This is a genomic window from Pedobacter sp. BAL39, from assembly GCF_000170795.1.
Classification (GTDB): Bacteria; Bacteroidota; Bacteroidia; order Sphingobacteriales; family Sphingobacteriaceae; genus Pedobacter.
In genome coordinates, this window is sequence record NZ_ABCM01000017.1 from 1 (window position 1) to 18,993 (window position 18,993).

The 18,993-nt window shown below is 47.5% G+C and carries 15 protein-coding genes and 2 tRNA genes; 7 read left to right on the forward strand and 10 right to left on the reverse strand.

Annotated elements, in window-relative coordinates:
- Window positions 1-112: 112 nt before the first annotated feature.
- The 4 genes from PBAL39_RS18505 to PBAL39_RS18520 all read right to left on the reverse strand — a co-directional run bounded on the left by PBAL39_RS18505 (window position 113) and on the right by PBAL39_RS18520 (window position 4,144).
- Window positions 113-958: an alpha/beta hydrolase family protein gene (locus PBAL39_RS18505; protein WP_008244363.1), complete on the reverse strand. Its 846-nt coding sequence runs from the start codon at window positions 956-958 to the stop codon at window positions 113-115.
- Window positions 959-1,035: 77 nt separating this feature from the next.
- Window positions 1,036-2,349, reverse strand: a complete 1,314-nt coding sequence (locus tag PBAL39_RS18510) for a paraquat-inducible protein A (RefSeq protein ID WP_008244364.1) — start codon at window positions 2,347-2,349, stop codon at window positions 1,036-1,038.
- A gap of 37 nt (window positions 2,350-2,386) precedes the next feature.
- Window positions 2,387-3,685, reverse strand: a complete 1,299-nt coding sequence (locus PBAL39_RS18515) for a paraquat-inducible protein A (RefSeq protein ID WP_039867083.1) — start codon at window positions 3,683-3,685, stop codon at window positions 2,387-2,389.
- 383 nt (window positions 3,686-4,068) lie between these two features.
- Window positions 4,069-4,144: transfer RNA gene (locus tag PBAL39_RS18520), tRNA-Phe, on the reverse strand.
- Between the two features lie 361 nt (window positions 4,145-4,505).
- On the opposite strand from PBAL39_RS18520, the gene prpB reads away from it, so the two are divergent.
- From prpB to PBAL39_RS18535, 3 genes are read left to right on the forward strand one after another with little or no spacing between them, the layout of a single operon-like run.
- Window positions 4,506-5,405: a methylisocitrate lyase gene (gene prpB / locus PBAL39_RS18525; RefSeq protein WP_008244366.1), complete on the forward strand. Its 900-nt coding sequence runs from the start codon at window positions 4,506-4,508 to the stop codon at window positions 5,403-5,405.
- Window positions 5,398-6,552: a 2-methylcitrate synthase gene (gene prpC, locus PBAL39_RS18530; RefSeq protein WP_008244367.1), complete on the forward strand. Its 1,155-nt coding sequence runs from the start codon at window positions 5,398-5,400 to the stop codon at window positions 6,550-6,552. Before prpB ends, prpC begins: the two co-directional genes overlap by 8 nt.
- Window positions 6,553-6,581: 29 nt before the next feature.
- Complete coding sequence (locus PBAL39_RS18535) at window positions 6,582-8,033, forward strand: bifunctional 2-methylcitrate dehydratase/aconitate hydratase (protein ID WP_008244368.1); 1,452 nt, start codon at window positions 6,582-6,584, stop codon at window positions 8,031-8,033.
- A gap of 64 nt (window positions 8,034-8,097) precedes the next feature.
- Here the strand turns inward: PBAL39_RS18535 and PBAL39_RS18540 are convergent.
- Window positions 8,098-8,173, reverse strand: a tRNA-Phe gene (locus PBAL39_RS18540).
- Between the two features lie 193 nt (window positions 8,174-8,366).
- Between PBAL39_RS18540 and PBAL39_RS18545 the strand changes: the two genes are divergently transcribed.
- From PBAL39_RS18545 to PBAL39_RS18555, 3 genes are read left to right on the forward strand one after another with little or no spacing between them, the layout of a single operon-like run.
- On the forward strand, window positions 8,367-9,662 hold the full coding sequence (locus PBAL39_RS18545) for a 4Fe-4S dicluster domain-containing protein (RefSeq protein ID WP_008244369.1): 1,296 nt from the start codon (window positions 8,367-8,369) through the stop codon (window positions 9,660-9,662).
- A 30-nt stretch (window positions 9,663-9,692) separates the two neighbouring features.
- Window positions 9,693-10,493 carry a (Fe-S)-binding protein gene (locus PBAL39_RS18550; protein ID WP_008244371.1) on the forward strand — a complete coding sequence of 267 codons (801 nt, stop codon included), beginning with the start codon at window positions 9,693-9,695 and terminating at the stop codon, window positions 10,491-10,493.
- Window positions 10,483-11,274, forward strand: coding sequence for an MBL fold metallo-hydrolase (locus tag PBAL39_RS18555; protein WP_008244373.1), 792 nt, complete (start codon window positions 10,483-10,485; stop codon window positions 11,272-11,274). The genes PBAL39_RS18550 and PBAL39_RS18555 overlap by 11 nt, the downstream gene beginning before the upstream one ends.
- Here PBAL39_RS18555 and PBAL39_RS18560 read toward each other — a convergent pair.
- On the reverse strand, window positions 11,246-11,665 hold the full coding sequence (locus tag PBAL39_RS18560) for a hypothetical protein (RefSeq protein ID WP_232282980.1): 420 nt from the start codon (window positions 11,663-11,665) through the stop codon (window positions 11,246-11,248). The two genes, PBAL39_RS18555 and PBAL39_RS18560, sit on opposite strands and share 29 nt — an antisense overlap.
- A 111-nt stretch (window positions 11,666-11,776) precedes the next feature.
- Here PBAL39_RS18560 and PBAL39_RS18565 point away from each other — a divergent pair, with 111 nt between their 5' ends.
- Complete coding sequence (locus PBAL39_RS18565) at window positions 11,777-12,256, forward strand: hypothetical protein (RefSeq protein WP_008244378.1); 480 nt, start codon at window positions 11,777-11,779, stop codon at window positions 12,254-12,256.
- Window positions 12,257-12,278: 22 nt separating this feature from the next.
- On the opposite strand, the gene PBAL39_RS18570 is transcribed toward PBAL39_RS18565, so the two are convergent.
- From PBAL39_RS18570 to PBAL39_RS18585, 4 genes are read right to left on the reverse strand one after another with little or no spacing between them, the layout of a single operon-like run.
- Complete coding sequence (locus tag PBAL39_RS18570) at window positions 12,279-13,133, reverse strand: cyanophycinase (protein WP_157274107.1); 855 nt, start codon at window positions 13,131-13,133, stop codon at window positions 12,279-12,281.
- A gap of 5 nt (window positions 13,134-13,138) precedes the next feature.
- Window positions 13,139-14,170, reverse strand: a complete 1,032-nt coding sequence (locus tag PBAL39_RS18575; protein ID WP_157274108.1) for an isoaspartyl peptidase/L-asparaginase family protein — start codon at window positions 14,168-14,170, stop codon at window positions 13,139-13,141.
- 4 nt (window positions 14,171-14,174) lie between these two features.
- Window positions 14,175-15,575, reverse strand: a complete 1,401-nt coding sequence (locus PBAL39_RS18580; protein ID WP_008244381.1) for a RagB/SusD family nutrient uptake outer membrane protein — start codon at window positions 15,573-15,575, stop codon at window positions 14,175-14,177.
- 11 nt (window positions 15,576-15,586) lie between these two features.
- Entirely contained in the window at window positions 15,587-18,952 is a 3,366-nt protein-coding gene (locus PBAL39_RS18585) for a TonB-dependent receptor (protein WP_232282981.1), read from the reverse strand.
- Window positions 18,953-18,993: the final 41 nt, after the last annotated feature.

The window sequence follows — 18,993 nt, forward strand, 5'->3', positions numbered from 1 at the left end:
AAACCTCCTATGGAATAACCAGATCATTGTGTGACATTCATTGACAGTCTCCCGGGCTGAGATTGATCAGGATGCTTGAGATAGATGTGATAAATGAATTGGGCAGTTCCTGTTACAGCGTTTTATCAAAAAAACGACTGATAAATAAAGCCTGGGTGACCAATGCCTTCCCGAAGTATTCAAAGTTATGCGAGCCTGGTCTCGTGATAAAATCGTGGGGAATGTGACGTTCCAAAAGTTTCTCATGGAAACGCACATTGGGCTCATAGAAGAAGTCGCTGGTACCGCAGTCGATGATAATTGCGAGTTTGTTCGGGGTCAGTAAGTGAGTCAGGTTAATAACAGTGTTTGTTTCCCAGCGCTGAGGATAATCACTATAACTGCCGAGACGTTTGGCAAGGTCCCAGTTTTCAGGGAAAGGGCGGATATCGACCCCTCCGGCGATGCTGCCGCAAGCACCGTATAAATCCTGATGACGGAATGCCAGGTACAATGCACCGTGTCCACCCATGCTCAACCCGACGATCGCCCGGCCGGAACGTTCCTGGATTGTCGCATAATGCTGGTCAACAAAACTTACCAGTTCTTTGCTGATGTAGGTCTCATAGCGATAAGCAGAATCTACAGGACTGTCATAATACCAGCTGGTGATACCGCCATCCGGGCATACAATAATCATCTGATAAAGATCGGACATCTTCTTCACCACGTCCTTATCCCCTGGTTTGGCCAGCCATTCGGCATAGTTTCCCCCAGCACCATGCAAGAGATACATCACCGGTAATTTGGTGTTACTATTGTATTTATCGGGTGTGACGACAGCTGCTTTTATCTTCTTGTGCATGGCCTCACTGCTGGTGAGCACGGTGTCCACCTTCGCGGCTTTGCCTGGCTGCGCAGCAAGCAGGATAACGATAACCGATAAGATCGGTTTTAGGATAAAAAAAGTGATCTTCATGGATAACTGAGATTAAGTTTGACTAAAATACAAATTTTATCCAGATGAAATCAACAGCGCCAGTAAGAGAAACAGGCTTAAAGCGGAACAGTTTTTTTGATCCTTTTGCAGATTAGGGTCAGCACAATTGAGTAGACAACAAACCCGGTAAATATGAAATATCCGGCCTGTAGAGAAGTTGCATTTGAGGTGGTGGTAGATAGGATGTCTTCCTGGATGTTCAGGCCCGATAGCTGACTTTTTAAAATTCCATTAAGACCGATATAGGTCATCCCCACCCCTACGATCATCACATCTGCCATGTCCCATTTATCCAGATCAAAGGCCAGGAATTTAGCAACACGATCTTCGGGATTGCGTTCCCTGTAACACACATACATGCCTTTACCGATGAGGCGCAGTAGAGGCAACACGAGTACGAACAAAAACAACAATACCCCTACCAGAACAGCATCAGGTTTAGGTTCCTTCAGCAGGTCCATCACCACTGCAAAAATGCTTTTACTTTGAAAAAACAACACCTGATTGTCGAAGGAAAGTTTTTCGCCAAGCAATGTAAATTTCAAACTCTCAATACGCGCATCTACCTCGATGATGGTGGCGCTGGTACCCACAATCAAGATCACCAGTGCAAAAAGGATGGACACAATAAAAGCAGGCGTATAGAGCCGGGGCTGCATCCTTACCAGCCACCATAGCCCCAGCGCGAGGATTACAGCCCCCGCCATCACCAGTGCATATTGCATGGTCATCCTTTTGATGGTATCCAGCTTACGTTCTATCGTCTGGTCGAACTGCACCGCATTGTTCACTTTATACTTTTTATATACATTTCTGTTGACGGTTACACTTGCGGGCTCACTGTTGTCGAAAGTTTGACTTTCCAGGGAGTCTATCTTGCTGCCGGCAACATATTTCAGTCGCTTCATGCTTGCCGGACTGCTCACTTTGTTAACAATCGTCCGCGCGAACTCAGGTATGGGCTGCCGCAATTCATCTTCATCGACAAATGTTTTAAAAGCGAACTTCTTGAGTTTACCACCAATACTTTTTTGCGGTTTTTTGATGTCCTTAACAACCTTGGTGACGAGCCCATTCAACTGGACTTCTATCTTTTTCTGCAACGCTTTCTTTTGCTGAGCAGTAACCTTGAAATCGCCGATTTTATCTTCTACAATCCCAGTGATCTTTTCCCTCCACATGTCCACCGAGAACACGCCGAAAGTAATGTTATTAGATACGCTATAATCGATCTTAATCTGCTCACGTTCCCTGGAAAGCTGATATACCCTGAAGCCCGCCCAGCATTCTGCGACCAAAAGTGCCACCAGCGCAAGCATGACCAGTATTCCTGGAAGGCCGATTTTATCTTTTGTTGTTGCTGAATTCATCGTTTATAAGCTAATAAGGTTAGAGATTAAGGTATGATTAATGCGCGTCGTGTGGGCTGATGTATTTTAGTATAGTAGAAAGTGTCAGCCCAAACAGCACAAAACAGATAAAGATGATATATCCCGGCTGCAGTGCCGTATTGTTGGTGGTAATGACCGTCAGCAGGTCGCTCTTAATGTTCAATCCCTTCAACTGACTATCCAGCAGTCCGTTTAAGCCAATATATACCATCAATATAGCGATCACAATCACATCGGCCATGCTCCATTTGCCCGAGCGGAACGCAAAGAACCTGATGAACCTGTTCTCGGCGATCTTCTTTTTTCCAAGCAGGTGAATGCCTGTTGAGGCTAGCTTGATCACAGGAAAAGCCACACTGAACATGAAAATCAAAGCGCCAACCAGAATAGAATCAATCGCCGGCTGTTTCATCAAGATACGCACGACATCGAGAATGCTCTTACTCTGGAAAAACAACACCTGGTTTTCAAACAGCACATGCTCCCCCAACAAGACAAAATCGAAGGACCTGACACGTGCATCAACTTCAATCATGGAGGCCATAAGTCCCACTACCAATAAGATGAACGCAAAACACAAGGATAGGATAAATAAGGTCGCATGCAGCTCTTTCTTTTTCCTCAGCAGCCACCAGGTAATCAATACCAAGGCGATACAGGCCATCATAATGAAAGAATGCGTATAGGTTTCGGTCTTGATCTTCGCCAGGCGTTTTTTCAGCAATTCATTCAGCTTTTCTGTGGAAGTCACCTTATACCTTTTGAACACTTCACCTGTCTCCGCTTGTCTTACGGCCAGCGTGCTGTCTACATAGTCGGTGTGCTGTAGGTTATCGAATTTCTCCATAGCAAGCCTGCTCATTTTCTTTTTGTTGGCGGGGTCATCAAGCTCAGCCATCACCTGGTCGGCAAAACCAGGGACTTTCTCCCTGATCTTATCGGTATTCACGAAAGTTTTGATGACAAACTTCTTGATCTTTCCGTCAAGTGTCTTTTTCTTTTTGTTGACCAGTGCCTCGGCCTTATCGATCAGGGCCAGCATCACCTGTTCCACTTCTGTGCGCAGCTGCTTTTTCTGTTGTGGCGTCAGTTCAAAATTGCGCACCTGATGATGCAGGATACCTGAAACCTTATCCCTCCACTGATCCACAGAAAATAAACCGAAGCTAATGTTGTTCACATTAGAGTAATCGGTTTTGATCTGGTGCTGTTCCCCTGAGAGCTGATGAAGCCTGTAAGCCGAAAAGCCCTCAACGAACAGCAGGATGCCGAGACCTAAAATCAATAGGAGTCTGGGGCCGTTTAACTTTTTCACGCTCGTATCTGGATAGTAGAAGGTTTAATTTGTCATACAACCAATGGTATCTAAAAATGTTTTTGAACCGACAAAAATTAAGAGAGTGTGATAGAAATAGCAGATTAAGATTTATAATAGCCCAAATCGTGTATACAAACATTGCGAACGTACCTTGTTCGCTGCTGCAAAGGGGTTGCGTAGCCACCACGTAGCCATTGGTTCGCAATTTGATAGGCTAAGCCCCATGAAATCGCTTCGAAATACATCCTGGACGCATTTTTAGTAGCGGTTAGACCCCAAATTAGATCGGCAGGAGCCATGAATAAGATTATAGCCCACTACTGCAGAAAAAACCCTTAAAACCAAAAAAGCCTTATTTCATTTGAAATAAGGCTTTTTACTGGTGGTGCCAGCTGGAATCGAACCAGCGACACAAGGATTTTCAGTCCTTTGCTCTACCGACTGAGCTATGGCACCATCTCCCGTATCGGGGTTGCAAATGTAAAATCTTTTTTCGAAAATCCAAACCAGACATCAATGAATATTTACCAATAATCGACTGCAAACTCGTAACCATTTAATTTTATGGGATTTAAAAAATGTGTTTTCTGCTGGTATACGTTCTGATCAGAACATTTACTCGATTCCTCCCGGCAGTTTGCTAAAAGAGCTCACCTTATTGGCTTTATTTTCTTTAAATTGCAGTCAGGTTCTTTTGCATATTACATCAATCGAAAAAAATCTACACCTCGGCTACCCATAGTTCTATGGGTATCAGTTTCGCATGGTGTCAACATCAAAGAACTGCTAACCAATATAAATCTGTAAAAAACTGACAATGCAAACAAGAATTCTTAAATCCCCCGGTGAGAAATTCCGGGAGGCTTTAAAAAAGGAAAGTCCGCTCCAGATTGTAGGCGCCATCAACGCCAATCATGCCCTACTGGCACAGCAAGCGGGCTTCAATGCCATTTACCTTTCAGGAGGAGGTGTAGCTGCAGGATCATTGGGCATCCCAGACCTCGGAATTACCACACTTGAAGATGTCCTGATTGACATCCAGCGCATCACAGGTGTGTGTGACCTGCCCCTCATGGTGGATGTGGATACGGGTTTCGGCCCTTCGGCATTTAACATTGCCCGTACCGTAAAATCATTGATCAAAGCAGGCGCGGCGGCACTGCACATTGAGGATCAGGTAGCCGCCAAACGTTGCGGTCACCGCCCGGGAAAGGAAGTTGTGAGCAAAGAAGAAATGGCTGACCGACTCAAGGCCGCTGTAGATGCCAGAACCGATGAACATTTTGTCATAGGCGCACGTACAGATGCTTTCCAGGCGGAGGGTCTGGACAAAACACTGGAAAGAGCGGTTGCTTACGCCGCAGCAGGGGCCGACTTTATCTTCGCGGAAGCCATCGCGGACCTCTCCCACTATCAGAAATTCGTCGACGCCACAGGAATTCCCGTACTCGCCAACATTACTGAGTTTGGAATGATCAGGATGTATACTGTTGATGAGCTCCGAGATGCTGGCGTCGGTCTGGTATTATACCCGCTTTCGGCCTTTCGTGCGGCCAATAAAGCGGCAGAAAATGTCTATCAGCACATCCGCAAAGATGGTACACAGCAGCATGTGCTGGATACCATGCAAACAAGGGAAGAGCTTTATAAAAGCATTGGCTATCACGACTACGAGCAAAAATTAGATCACCTTTTTAAAGCAGACAAGCATGACTGAGCATCAGGAAACCCCGGCTTTCAGGCCTAAAAAAAGTGTAGCGCTTTCTGGTGTCCCCGCAGGGAACACCGCATTATGCAGCGTAGGAAAGAGTGGCAATGACCTCCATTACAGGGGTTACAACATCCTGGACCTGGCAGAAAAAGCCGAGTTTGAAGAGGTTGCCTATCTGCTGATTTACGGCGCGCTTCCCACCAGGTCGCAGCTGATCAACTATAAAACCAAATTGAAGTCGTTACGGGGGCTCCCCAATTCGGTTAAAAATATCTTACAGCAAATTCCTGCAGCGGCACATCCAATGGATGTCATGCGCTCCACGGTTTCTGCCATTGGCAGCATCCAGCCGGAAAGGGACGACCACAATGTTTCCGGAGCAAGGGACATCGCCGACAAGCTACTAGCCTGTTTCAGCTCAGCGTTGTTGTACTGGTATCACTATGCCCACAACGGAAAAACAATAGAGGTAGAAACGGATGACGATTCAATTGGCGGACATTTCCTTCACTTGTTACATGGACGGAAACCTCCGGAATCCTGGGTAAAGGCCATGCAGATCTCGCTTAACCTATACGCTGAACATGAATTCAATGCTTCCACCTTTACCGCCAGGGTGATTGCAGGGACAGGATCTGACATCTATTCTGCCATAACAGGGGCCATAGGTGCATTGCGCGGTCCGAAACATGGGGGCGCCAATGAGGTGGCCTATGATATTCAAAGCAGATACGGCTCTCCGGAAGAAGCAGAAGCAGACATTCACAGGCGCCTGGAAAACAAGGAAGTCATCATCGGCTTCGGACACCCTGTTTACACCATTTCAGATCCCCGTAACATCGTTATCAAAAAGGTTGCCGGGCATTTATCCGAAGAAGCCGGCGACATGATGCTCTATACCATCGCCGATCGTTTAGAAAGCCTCATGTGGGAGGAAAAGAAAATGTTCGCCAACCTCGACTGGTTCTCTGCAGTTTCCTATCACCTGATGGGAATACCGACCCTCATGTTTACTCCCCTCTTTGTAATCTCAAGGGTGACGGGATGGAGTGCCCACATCATTGAACAACGGCAGGATGGAAAGATCATCCGCCCAAGTGCCAACTACACCGGTCCGGAAAACAGGGATTTTGTCCCGATGGAAAACCGCTAAGAAACAATATTTATCAAAAGAATTATAAAATGTCAACATATATCTCTAACGAAAGGCCGCAGCCTGACAAGGTCTTAACAGACATTGTCGATTATGTCTTAAACTATGAAATCACAAACACCCTGGCCTGGCAAACTGCACATTACTGCCTGCTGGATACTCTGGGATGTGGACTGGAAGCCTTAACCTACCCCGCTTGCACCAAATTACTGGGACCTATTGTACAGGGAACTGTCGTTCCCAATGGCGCAAAAGTCCCCGGAACTCAGTTTCAGCTTGACCCTGTGCAGGCTGCATTTAATATCGGGACCATCATCCGCTGGCTGGATTTTAATGATACCTGGCTGGCTGCAGAATGGGGCCACCCTTCAGATAACCTGGGTGGCATCCTTGCTACCGCCGACTGGCTTTCGAGAACTGCCATTGCAAATGGCAAACCTGCATTGCTGGTGAAAGATGTACTGGAAGGCATGATCAAGGCGCATGAAATTCAGGGCGTACTGGCATTGGAAAACTCTTTTAACAAAGTAGGTCTGGATCATGTAATCCTGGTAAAGATTGCTTCAACTGCTGTGGTCGGAAAGCTAATCGGGCTGACACGCGACGAACTCATCAATGCGGTTTCATTGGCTTTCGTAGACGGGCAGTCATTGAGGACATACCGGCACTCCCCGAATACCGGAAGCCGGAAATCCTGGGCGGCCGGAGATGCAACTTCCCGTGCTGTTCGCCTGGCACTGATTGCAAAAACCGGAGAAATGGGGTATCCATCGGTGCTGACGGCCAAAACCTGGGGATTTTATGATGTTTCCTTCAAAGGCAACGAATTTAAGTTCCAGCGTGAATACGGCTCTTATGTAATGGAAAACATCCTGTTTAAAATATCCTTCCCTGCAGAATTCCATTCCCAAACAGCAGTAGAAGCGGCTATGACCCTGCATGGGGAGTTAAAAATACTGGGCAGAGCAGCGACAGAAATCAAAAAGATCACGATCCGTACACATGAAGCGGCAATCCGCATCATCGACAAAAAAGGGCCGCTGGACAATCCCGCCGATAGAGACCATTGCATCCAGTATATGGTCGCAGTACCGCTGATCTACGGACGATTGACAGCAGCAGACTACGAAGACAACATCGCTGTTGACCCGAGAATTGACGTACTCAGGGACAAAATGGAATGTATTGAAGATCCTCGGTTTACCATCGACTATCATGATCCTGCAAAACGCTCGATTGCAAATGCATTGACAATAGAATTGAATGACGGAACCATTCTGGAAGAGGTAGTGGTAGAATACCCGATCGGCCACCAGCGCCGGAGAACAGAAGGGATTCCTGAATTGCTCGATAAATTCAAAATCAACCTTGCAAGGAAATTCCCTGAAAAACAACAACAGGTAATTCTGGATGCTTCACTGGATCATGACAAGCTTTCGAATATGCAGGTACATGAGTTTGTAGATTTGTTGGTGATATAAAAAAAAGAAAAATGCCTTTAAAAGTAAAAAAGCCTTATTTCTGATTGAAATAAGGCTTTTTTACTGGTGGTGCCAGCTGGAATCGAACCAGCGACACAAGGATTTTCAGTCCTTTGCTCTACCGACTGAGCTATGGCACCGTTTGTATATTGTTCCCATTGTTTGGGAATGCAAATGTAGAGTCTTTTTTTGTAAAACCATCTTTTATTTGAAAAAAGTTCAAAATCCCTCAGTTTTATTTAGAAACCCTAAAAACTGTAGACTTTATGCATGCATAGTAAGTGGTTTTCTGAGATTTGTTTTAACTTAGCATCAACTAAACTATCTTCGAAAATGGTATCACAAATCCTGTTTATTGTCCTTACACTGGCTGCCGTAGCATGGTTCAGCTATAATGTAAAGAAGGTAATCCGTAATATCAGGCTGGGAAAACCAGCAAATAGAGATGATCAGCCGAAGAAAAGGCTGATGACAATGCTCAAAGTTGCATTCGGACAAACCAAGATGTTCTTCCGTCCTGTTCCTGCTGTATTACACCTGATCGTTTATGCAGGATTTGTCATCATCAACCTTGAAGTCCTGGAGATCATGATCGATGGGATCTTTGGCAGCCACCGCGTTTTCGGCGGACTGGGTATTTTTTATAATTTCCTGATTGGCTCCTTTGAGCTCCTTGCCCTGGGTGTATGGCTGGGATGTGCCATTTTCCTCATCCGGAGGAACATCATCAGGCTGAAGCGTTTCAGCGGAGTCGAGATGACCAGCTGGCCGAAGTCTGACGCCAACTACATCCTCATTACAGAGATCTTACTGATGAGTGCCTTCCTGCTGATGAATGCTGCCGATGCAAAACTGCAGTCATTGGGTGCCGCACACTACATCAGCGCCGGAGCGTTTCCCGTAAGCCAGTACCTGACAGGCCTCCTTCCTGATACCGAGGTCAGCCTTGTGGCCATTGAAAGAGGCTGCTGGTGGTTCCACATCATCGGGATCTTCGGATTTTTAAATTACCTGCCCTACTCCAAACATTTTCATATCCTGTTTGCCTTCCCGAATACTTACTTCTCCAACCTGGAGCCAAAAGGTGAATTCACAAATATGCTGAGTGTCACAAATGAAGTAAAAGCGATGTTGGATCCTTCATTTACGCCCCCTGAGGGGGAAGTCGGGAGGTTTGGCGCAAAAGATGTCAATGACCTGAGTTGGGTTAACCTGATGAATGCGTATACTTGCACCGAGTGTGGAAGATGCACCTCTGTATGCCCGGCAAACATCACCGGAAAACTGTTGTCCCCGCGCAAGATCATGATGGACACGAGGGACAGGCTTGAAGAAGTGGGCAAAAACATAGACAAGACCGGCAATGGTTTCGATGACGGCAAGTCCCTCATCGACACCTATATCAGTCGCGAGGAGATATGGGCATGTACCAGCTGTAACGCCTGTACGCAGGCCTGCCCGATCAATATTGATCCGCTGGCCATCATTATAGAACTGCGCAGGTTTGCCGTGATGGAAGAGTCACAGTCGCCGGCCAGCATCAACGCCATGCTTGGTAACATTGAAAACAATGGCGCCCCATGGAAATATTCTCCGGCAGATCGTTTCAACTGGGCAAAAGAAAGTTAATCCAAATTATTAAATCGACTATTACAGAAGATGAGCGAGCAACTAAATTTTGAAGTGCCTACCATGGCAGAGCTAATGGCTAAGGGCGAAGAACCTGAAATCTTATTTTGGGTAGGATGTGCCGGAAGTTATGATGAACGGGCACAGAAGACCACACGCGACATCTGCAAGATACTGCACCATGTAGGCCTGAAATATGCGGTACTTGGCACGGAAGAAAGCTGCACCGGCGACCCTGCAAAACGTGCTGGAAATGAGTTTCTCTTCCAGATGCAGGCTATGACCAATATCGAAGTGCTCAACGCCTATAACATTAAAAAGATTGTTACCGGATGCCCGCATTGTTTCAATACCATCAAAAATGAATACCCCGGACTGGGTGGCTCCTACGAGGTCATCCACCATACACAACTCATCCAACAGCTGATTGACGAAGGAAAACTCAAGGCCGAAGGCGGCGAGAGCTTTAAGGGTAAAAAGATCACCTACCACGACCCTTGTTACCTGGGACGCGGAAACGACGTTTATGAAGCGCCTAGAAAGGCATTGGAAGCACTCGATGCGCAACTGGTGGAGATGAAACGCTGCAAGTCCGGCGGACTGTGCTGTGGTGCTGGTGGCGCACAGATGTTCAAGGAACCTGAAAAAGGCAATAAGGACATCAACATCGAAAGGATTGAAGAAGCACTGGAAACAAAACCACAGATCATTGCTGCCTCCTGCCCTTTCTGCATGACCATGCTGCGTGATGGGGTGAAAATGAAAGACGAAGATCAGAATGTAACGGTGCTCGACATCGCAGAAATTACAGCGAAAGCAAATGGCTTGTAACGATCTGTTCATAGCATCATTAAACTCGGGTAGCAATGGTAATTGCTATTACGTGGGCAACGAAGAGGAAGCCGTTCTTATCGATGCGGGAATATCCTGCCGTGAGACGGAGAAACGCATGACCAGACTAGGACTGGATATGGGCAAAGTAAAAGCCATCTTCATCTCCCACGAACATACTGATCACATCAAAGGGCTTTGTACTTTATCCGCAAAGTTTAACCTGCCGGTCTACATCACCAGGGGCACCATGCTCAATTGCAAATTCAGCATCAGAGAGGATTTGTTCAGACCCATCAGCAGTCATCAGACTATTCAAATCGGCGCACTTCGTGTTAAGGTATTCCCCAAGATCCATGATGCCATAGAACCCCACAGTTTCATGGTGAGCTGCGGTGAAACCAAGGTGGGTGTCTTCACAGACCTTGGTGCAGCATGTGAACAGCTGGTAGATCACTTCCGTCAATGCCATGCGGCCTTCCTTGAAGCGAATTACGATGACGAGCTGCTCAGCAAAAGTGCCTATCCCTATTTCCTGAAAAAAAGGATCAGCGGCGGGCGGGGCCACCTGTCCAACAAACAGGCCCTTGAGCTTTTCACCACCCACAGACCGGCATTTATGAGCCACCTGTTGCTCTCCCACCTGAGTAAGGACAACAACAACCCGCAGCTGGTACAGGACTTATTCAATGTGCATTCAAATGGAACGGAGATTATCGTGGCCTCCAGATATGAGGAAACTGCAGTATATACTATTTTTGAACCAGTACCTGCCCGTTAAGTTTCGTTAACCTTTCGGAAAGATCTACCAGATCTTCAGGCTCCATATCCTTCATCGGAATGGACAGATAAGTCGCCATGCTGTCTACATCACCCTTTTTGTCATTGTGCGTCTGGACGATCACATCTTCTCCCTTCGTCCGCAGCAGGAGTTTGCCATTTTTGTCGGTTCCGTAGTAATCCATGGACGCGAATTTCATCAGGTTGAAGGAGAAATACTCAACCTTCCCATTGTTGAAATAACGCTTATACCGACAAAAGCCACTGTTGGTAACATTTAGCTCATAACGTTTCACCTCCTTACTTTCCTGGGTATTGTCGTAATGGTCAACGAGCTTTTTCTGCAGGTACACAAACTGCTCATCGAGGGGGATATAGGCTGAAAAAGCCATAAAAACAAGGCAAATCAAAATACAGAGGCCTGTTTTCAAGTTTAATGTAAACTTTTCCATCACGTCAAAAATTTAGAAAAATCAATTTAAATATTTTAGTAAATTTGAAGTATGACTTTTTCTCCACAATCAAGAATTTGGATCTACCAGAGCAATAGGGCATTCAGCGACAGCGAGGTTTCGGCCATCGACAAAAAGCTGAATGCGTTCACTTCGCAATGGAAAGCTCATGGGCATCAGCTGAGTGCAAAAGCAGAAGTATTGCACCACTTTTTCATCGTGTTCACGGTGGATGAAGCAACGGCCGGTGCCACCGGATGTTCTATTGATGCCTCAGTACGCATCATCAAGGAAATTGAACAGGAATACCAGGTCGATCTGTTCGACAGGTTCAATATGGCTTACAAGATTGACGGTAAGGTGATCGTCAGCAATAAAGAAGATTTTGAAACCCTGGTCAACATCAAGACCATTGGACCTAAAACCATCGTTTTCAACAACCTGGTGCAAACCCTTGAAGAGTTTGAGACGAAATGGGAACTTCCATTTGAGGAAAGCTGGCACAGCAAGGTGTTTGCACACCTGCTGTAACCATACCAGTCCCTACTAAAGATTATTTAATCATAAAGGAATCTCCGTCAGTATAGATGCTGAAACGGAGATTTTTCATTTTTAGGTGTCCCGTTTCTGTAACTTTCAGCTCTTTGGGGTCGGAAATACTGAGCACCTGACTTACCCCTGCCACCCGGACCTTCTTGCCACTCACCACAATCGCGGTTCCCTCATCAATGCCGATACAGTCAAATGTAGGATGCGCCGCCAGTGCCGAAAGCAATCGGTTGTAGCGGCTGCGCTTCACAAAATGCTGATCGATGATCACGGAATCAAGCAGGCCCATGCCCTCCTCAAACACGATGTTTCCCTTCAATAACTTATCAAAGGTAGCCCTGTAAGACGTATCCCCCAGGAGCTGTTCTCCGGTAATCATGTATTTGCTCATCACCGCAGCCCCGGCGCTGGTACCGGCAATGGTGGCGCCATTACGGTAAGCCTCATGGATCACCTCGTATACAGGTGTATGCAACACCGCCTTCATGAACCGGCTTTGGTCGCCCCCGGTAATAAAAATCAGTCGCGCCGTCCTGAGAGAATCCAGCCAGACCTTATCCTTCACTTTCTCGGCGTCAAAATTCAAATTACCAATGACCTGAGTGGAGGCAGTCGAAAACTCTTTGGCAATGGAGGCAAAAGAAGCCTCGGGCTCTGCACTGGACATGGGCAGCACAACGATATGGTCTTTTGGACGCAGATCAGCAGTGCGCAGCAGTTCTCTGATCAGTTCAGGTGATCGCGATCCCCCACCAATGATAAACAAGTTGCCCTTCGGTTTCGGTGCATTTCGCTGTGCTTCTGCCTGTGTCATCACTAATAAAAAGAAACACAGAAAGAAAAATCTATACTTCATCATTAGCTTTATTTATAAATCAGCACCTCAATCTTACCATCTGCAGTGACCGTTCCGCGGTACATCCCTTCGGTATTGAAAGGCATGGTTACATTGCCGCGCCTGTCCAGCGCAATCAGCCCGCCATCACCACCCATCTTGCCTACCTTTTCGAGCACCGCCTTAGCGGCAACGGCAAGTGACACCTTTTTATATTCCATCATCGCTGAAATGTCGTGTGCCACCACATTACGTATGTAGAACTCACCCCAGCCTGTGCAGGAAATACCTGCAGTAGCATTGTTGGCATAGGTTCCTGCACCGATGATCGGCGCATCACCAACGCGGCCATATTTTTTGTTGGTCATGCCTCCGGTAGAAGTCCCCGCCGCCAGGTTTCCAGCCTGGTCGAGCGCCACGGCACCCACTGTACCGAATTTGTAATCCTTAGTGATGGTACCGAGCTTCATCGACTTCTTACTGCCATGGTCCAGCACAGCCTTCAGGGAATCTTCCTTTATCGCCTGCTGCAGCCCATCCCAACGTTCCCTGGTGTAGAAATATTTGGGATCAACAATTTCCAGGTGGGCCTGCCTGGCAAAGGCTTCAGCTCCTGGCCCCACCATCATGACATGTTCAGATTTTTCCATTACTGCCCGGGCAGCACTGATGGGATTGCGGATCACTGTCACCCCTGCTACAGCCCCGGCCGCCATATTACTGCCATCCATAATGGCTGCATCCATCTCGTTTCTGCCATCATGGGTAAAAACAGCACCTTTGCCGGCATTAAATAAGGGCGAATCTTCCATCACATGGATGCTAGCCTCCACGGCGTCCAGGCTGCTCTTCCCAGAATGGATCTGATCGTAACCTACCTGCAGCGCTTGTTTGAGCACCGCCACATAAGCAGCCTCCTTTTCAGGGGTCATATTTTTCTTCAGGATGGTGCCTGCCCCACCGTGGATCACCATTACATATTTTTTCTGTGCCTGCGCCTGCAGTTGTGCCGAAAAGAGGATTAGCAAGAAACACAGGGGATGTTTCAGATTAAAGTTCATAAGTTCAATATAAAGGATTTTGACGTACATTACGATTGGCTGTGATTTCCGCATTTGGGATTGGGTATGCATATTGTTTCTCATCCGATGTCAGTGTGATTGCCCCTAATGTGTTTATCGCATCGGCAGGAATCCTCGTGATGGGCAGGCCAAGCCTCCTCAGGTCAAAAAAGCGGTGTCCTTCAAACGCCAGCTCCTTATAACGCTCAAGGGTAATGGCTGTGATCAGTTCCGCCTTATCTCCGAATGCCGCATCCGTATACCCTTCAATGCGTTCAGCACGCAGTTCGTTCAGCGCCTGTGTTGCCAGTCCAGGATTGTTCTGCTCGGCATAAGCTTCCGCACGTATCAGGTACAGCTCAGCAGTTCTGTAGAGTTTAACATCCGTCAGGTTGGGCAGTCCGGAGCTGCCCTCCAGGTACTTATTGACACTGTATAGCGACTTTCCCTGCCCTCTCGTGTCATCAAATTTAACATACGCACCATATCTGACATCGTTCACCTGATCGAAAGTATTGATCAGCTCAAATGCCGGTGCATACAGAACAATATTACGTGTATCGTAATAAAAATCTCCAATGCGGCTATCTCCAGTGACCCTTTTCAGCTTCCAGATGACCTCGGCCTCCGACTCGTCTTTCCAGATATCCGGAAATTCGCTGATACTTGCCAACGGGACGGCATTGATTGCCTCTGTGCTAAAGGTGATGGCATCCGTCCAGTTGCGTTCATAAAGTGCTACCCTTGCCTGCATCGCCGAAATGGCAGGAAGCGTAATCCTCGTGTTGTCGTCAAATGATGCAGGAATTAGCGCCTTCGCAGCAATCAGATCGGCTTTCACCTTGGCAATGCTCTCCCCAAACAGCAACCGTGAGGGCTTGGATACTTTTGATTCTTCCATGTAAGGAATGCCAAGGGCCGAAGTTTCATAAGCGGCAGCAAAGTTTCTCAGCAACTCAAAGTGGCAGTAGGCACGCATGGCCAGCAGCTCTCCTTTATATTGCTGTCTTAAAGTCTCCTCTGCAGGTTTCGATTTCACGCGGTCCACAAAATTAAGAACCCTGTTTACGATATCTATGGTAACGTAGTTACTGCCCCAGCCTGCCGTAATGGTCGAGTTGCTGCCATCATATTGCCAGCGATAGGTAGACACACCACGGCCGGTACCATTTTCACTCGGCAGCATACATTCATCGGAAGTCAGCGATACGTTCGTAATGGTGGTGGCATTTAATGAAGCATAGGCACCCAGTAGTCCACCATTCAGGTCCGATACGGTCTGAAAAGCCTTGCTGTCATCAATTGTATCCGTGGGCTGCAAGTCCAGCTGTTTGCTGCATGATGCTCCCAGCAGAGAAAGTGCAAATACTGCAGGAAGAAAAAGTCTGTTATAATATTTTGACATGTCTGTACGGGTTAGAAGTTAACATTTAAACCAAAGGTGTAAGTCCTGGAGTTTGGATAATCAAACATCGCTTCACCGTTGTTATCTTCAGGATCAAAACCTTTCCATTTGGTCCAGGTGACCAGGTTGCTGCCCTGCACAAAAACGCTGACCGCGGTCAGGAATTTCGCCCGGTCAATTACCGACTTCGGAAGTGCGTAACTCAGGTTTACATTTCTCAGTCTCAAGTAGGAAGCATTCTGGATATCTTTAGATGAGTAACTCCTGTCGGCATCATACCTCGGCAGAATAGCGTCATCATTCGGCTGTTTCCAGCGGTTGTACAACATCCTGACCGACTGCCCGCTGGATCCAAAGCTCGGGTTCTCATTGTAATAATCCTCATTGTTATACCGGTATACGTTGTTCGCAAAGCTGAACAGCGCCGAGAGACTGAAAGAACGGTAGCTAAAGGCTGTATTGAACCCTCCTGTGAATGGCGGGTACAGGCTGCCGAACTCGGCAACACTCATTTCCGTAGCGTTGTAATCCGTAGTAATGGAACCATCCCTGTTGTAATACAGGGGATCACCGGTTGCACGGTCCACACCAGCCCATTTTGGCGCATAATGAGATCCATAGGCCAGCCCTTCCCTCACAATCTCCGTGGTATTCTGTTCAAACTCACCCGCCCCGGCAAGTGAGGTCACGCGGTTTTGGTTGTAGGCAAAGTTCAGTCCGAGGTTCCATTTGAAGTCAGCACTGCGGATGACATCCAGTCCAAGCGATACCTCAACACCCCTGTTGCGCATAGCGCCCGCATTCAGCGGCATTGAAGAAATCCCGGAGGTGAGCGACACCGGCAGGTCCAGGAAAAGGTTTGCCGTTTCTTTATGATAGAAATCCGTTACGAGATGAACCCTGTTGTTCCAGATATCCAGATCAAAACCGATGTTCAGGTCCTTCGCATACTCCCAGTCGTAGTCGGCACTCCCGTACGAAGCAGGATAAATCCCGCTGTTACCGCCGTAGGATGTAGTGGCATACGTTGGCAGGTAGGTGAAGTTGCCCGCAAAGGGACTCGCTGTGGTGCCATAACTGGCACGCAGCCTGAGGCCGTCAACAAATGAGGATTCCGAGAGGAACTCTTCTTTTTTAACGTCCCAGGCCAGACCTACAGAATAAAACCCATGCCATCTGTTTTTTGCTGGCAGCGTAGAAGAACCATCATAACGGTAGCTGGCATTGAGGGTATACTTGTCATTATAAGTGTAACGGCCCAGGGCAATGTAGGAGATCAATGCATTGCGGGTCCTGCCGCCGTTGAACTCCGGGATAAATGAGTTCTCATCCGTACCCGGTGTAGCACCTGCAGGCGTCTCCGGAAGGCGTGGATCAATGCCATAAGCGTTGTAGCCGAAACTTCTGTAACGCTGTTTGGTGATCTCGTACAAACCGGTAAGCTCAAAATTATGCTTGTCGACGACTTTGTTATAAGTCAGCCCTGAAGTGGAGATGATAGAAAAATTGCGGCGCAGGTTCTCGCCGAAGCTTCCCTGCTCGCCATTTTCATTTGACCCTGAATAAGAATCAGGCCTGATGAAACGTTCATCAGTAGATTCCCTGAAGTCTATCCCCAGCCTTGTTTTTACGGTGAGGTCGTTGGTGAGTTTATAGTTTAACGATCCACTCAGGATAGTTTTATACTGATTCGTTTTGTTGGTGGTGTTCAACATCCGCTCCAAAGCATTGCTACCCTCGCGCAAGTCATAAATCTCATATTCATCAGAGTTGCCATAGTGGACAAGTGTACCATCCGAAGCGTAAGGTGCCTCATAAGGAAGCGCATAATACACTGCCGACAAAGGATTGTTGCCACTACTGGAGCCTTCACGCTCAATGAAGCTGGACTCAGAATAACCGAGACTGGTATTGAGGCTTGCCGACAACCGTCCGGCCGTAAAGTCGACATTATTCCTCATGGAGTACCGCTCAAGACCAGACCTTCTGGCAATACCATCCTGTTTATAATAATTCACAGAGCTGTAAAAACGGACATTATCGTTCCCACCACTGGCATCCACCTGCTGTTCTACAAACTTGCCTGTCCCGAAAAAGATGTCTTTCCAGTCGGTATTGATCCTGCTGATGCTGTCGAGGATGAAGTCGGCACGCTGCTGTTCCACCGTGGTCATGTCCGAATATTCAGGGTTATTCCTGGAGAATGTCCATCCGGGGCCAATCTCGGATCCTGTTTCCAGACCGATCTCTTCTTCAAATCGCAGCCGTTCTGCCGTATTCATCATGTTGAACTTCGGCGAGCTCAGTTTGGAGATGCCATATTGTGATCTATAGCTGAACTGCACCTTTCCGGTTTTTCCCTTTTTGGTGGTGATGACAATGACACCGTTCGCACCCCTGGCACCATACTGAGCCTTTGAGGTGGCATCTTTTAAAACCGTCACGCTCTCAAAATCTGCCGAATTGAGCGTTTGAAAGTAAGAATTTTCAATGGGAATCCCATCCAGTACATATAAAGGAGCAGTATTTCCGCTGATGGTACCAATACCACGGAGGATTACCTGGGCATTTGTTCCAGGCTGACCAGAGCCTGAGGATACCTGTAAACCGGCAACGCGTCCCTGGAGCACCTGATCAAATGTAGATAGGGAAGCCTGTGTCATGTCTTTCCCCTGCACTACCGAGGAAGCGCTGGCAGACTGGCTTCTGCTGTAATTGGTATACCCTGTTACAGTCACTTCTTTCAGGTCCTGGCTTCCGGCAGTCATAGTCACATTCAGCGTGGTTTGTGATCCGACGGAAATAACCTGACGTGCATACCCTACAAATGTAAACTCCAGGCTGGCAGTGCGATCCGGCACTTCGATGGTATAGCTGCCATTTGCGTCCGTCACTACCGCGGTGTTCGTTCCCGAGACCTTAACGGATACCCCGGGCATAGGCAACCCTCCGGCATCGACAACCCTCCCCCTGATGCCGATGGCTTTCTCCGGGGCAGATGTCGAGGAATAGATCACTACGAGATGGTCTTCTTTCTGTTGATAACTGAGCTGCGTCCCTTTCAGGATGAGCAACATGGTCTCATCAAGAGAAGCTTCATGAACGTTCAGGGTTGTCTTTGCATCCTGGGAGATGATGTTGTGGCTGTAGACAAAGCGGTAGGCAGTTTGCTTTTCAATGGCTTTTAACAAGGTCCTGATGCTGGCATCGCGGAGCTGCAGGGTAATCTTCTCCTGCGCAAATCCGGCAAAAGTCGTTTGCAGACTGATGACCAGCAGAATAAATCCTGTAATTTTCATCCGCAGCAACAAGCCATTGCCGGAACAATAGCTCCGGCGAGCGCTAACGGAGGGTTTGCTGAGTACGTTTTCTCTCATATTAGTTTGGTTAAGGTTGGGTAAAGTTGGTTGATGTAGGT

What these genes read in the sequence shown, in the direction of transcription:
- prpC (WP_008244367.1), top strand. Translation starts at nt 5,398, where the DNA reads ATGACTGAGCATCAGGAAACCCCGGCTTTCAGGCCTAAAAAAAGTGTA.
- PBAL39_RS18545 (WP_008244369.1), top strand. Translation starts at nt 8,367, where the DNA reads ATGGTATCACAAATCCTGTTTATTGTCCTTACACTGGCTGCCGTAGCA.
- PBAL39_RS18575 (WP_157274108.1), bottom strand. Translation starts at nt 14,170, where the DNA reads ATGAACTTTAATCTGAAACATCCCCTGTGTTTCTTGCTAATCCTCTTT.
- PBAL39_RS18550 (WP_008244371.1), top strand. Translation starts at nt 9,693, where the DNA reads ATGAGCGAGCAACTAAATTTTGAAGTGCCTACCATGGCAGAGCTAATG.
- PBAL39_RS18555 (WP_008244373.1), top strand. Translation starts at nt 10,483, where the DNA reads ATGGCTTGTAACGATCTGTTCATAGCATCATTAAACTCGGGTAGCAAT.
- PBAL39_RS18560 (WP_232282980.1), bottom strand. Translation starts at nt 11,665, where the DNA reads ATGGCTTTTTCAGCCTATATCCCCCTCGATGAGCAGTTTGTGTACCTG.
- PBAL39_RS18565 (WP_008244378.1), top strand. Translation starts at nt 11,777, where the DNA reads ATGACTTTTTCTCCACAATCAAGAATTTGGATCTACCAGAGCAATAGG.
- PBAL39_RS18580 (WP_008244381.1), bottom strand. Translation starts at nt 15,575, where the DNA reads ATGTCAAAATATTATAACAGACTTTTTCTTCCTGCAGTATTTGCACTT.
- PBAL39_RS18585 (WP_232282981.1), bottom strand. Translation starts at nt 18,952, where the DNA reads ATGAGAGAAAACGTACTCAGCAAACCCTCCGTTAGCGCTCGCCGGAGC.
- PBAL39_RS18510 (WP_008244364.1), bottom strand. Translation starts at nt 2,349, where the DNA reads ATGAATTCAGCAACAACAAAAGATAAAATCGGCCTTCCAGGAATACTG.
- PBAL39_RS18570 (WP_157274107.1), bottom strand. Translation starts at nt 13,133, where the DNA reads ATGATGAAGTATAGATTTTTCTTTCTGTGTTTCTTTTTATTAGTGATG.
- PBAL39_RS18535 (WP_008244368.1), top strand. Translation starts at nt 6,582, where the DNA reads ATGTCAACATATATCTCTAACGAAAGGCCGCAGCCTGACAAGGTCTTA.
- prpB (WP_008244366.1), top strand. Translation starts at nt 4,506, where the DNA reads ATGCAAACAAGAATTCTTAAATCCCCCGGTGAGAAATTCCGGGAGGCT.
- PBAL39_RS18505 (WP_008244363.1), bottom strand. Translation starts at nt 958, where the DNA reads ATGAAGATCACTTTTTTTATCCTAAAACCGATCTTATCGGTTATCGTT.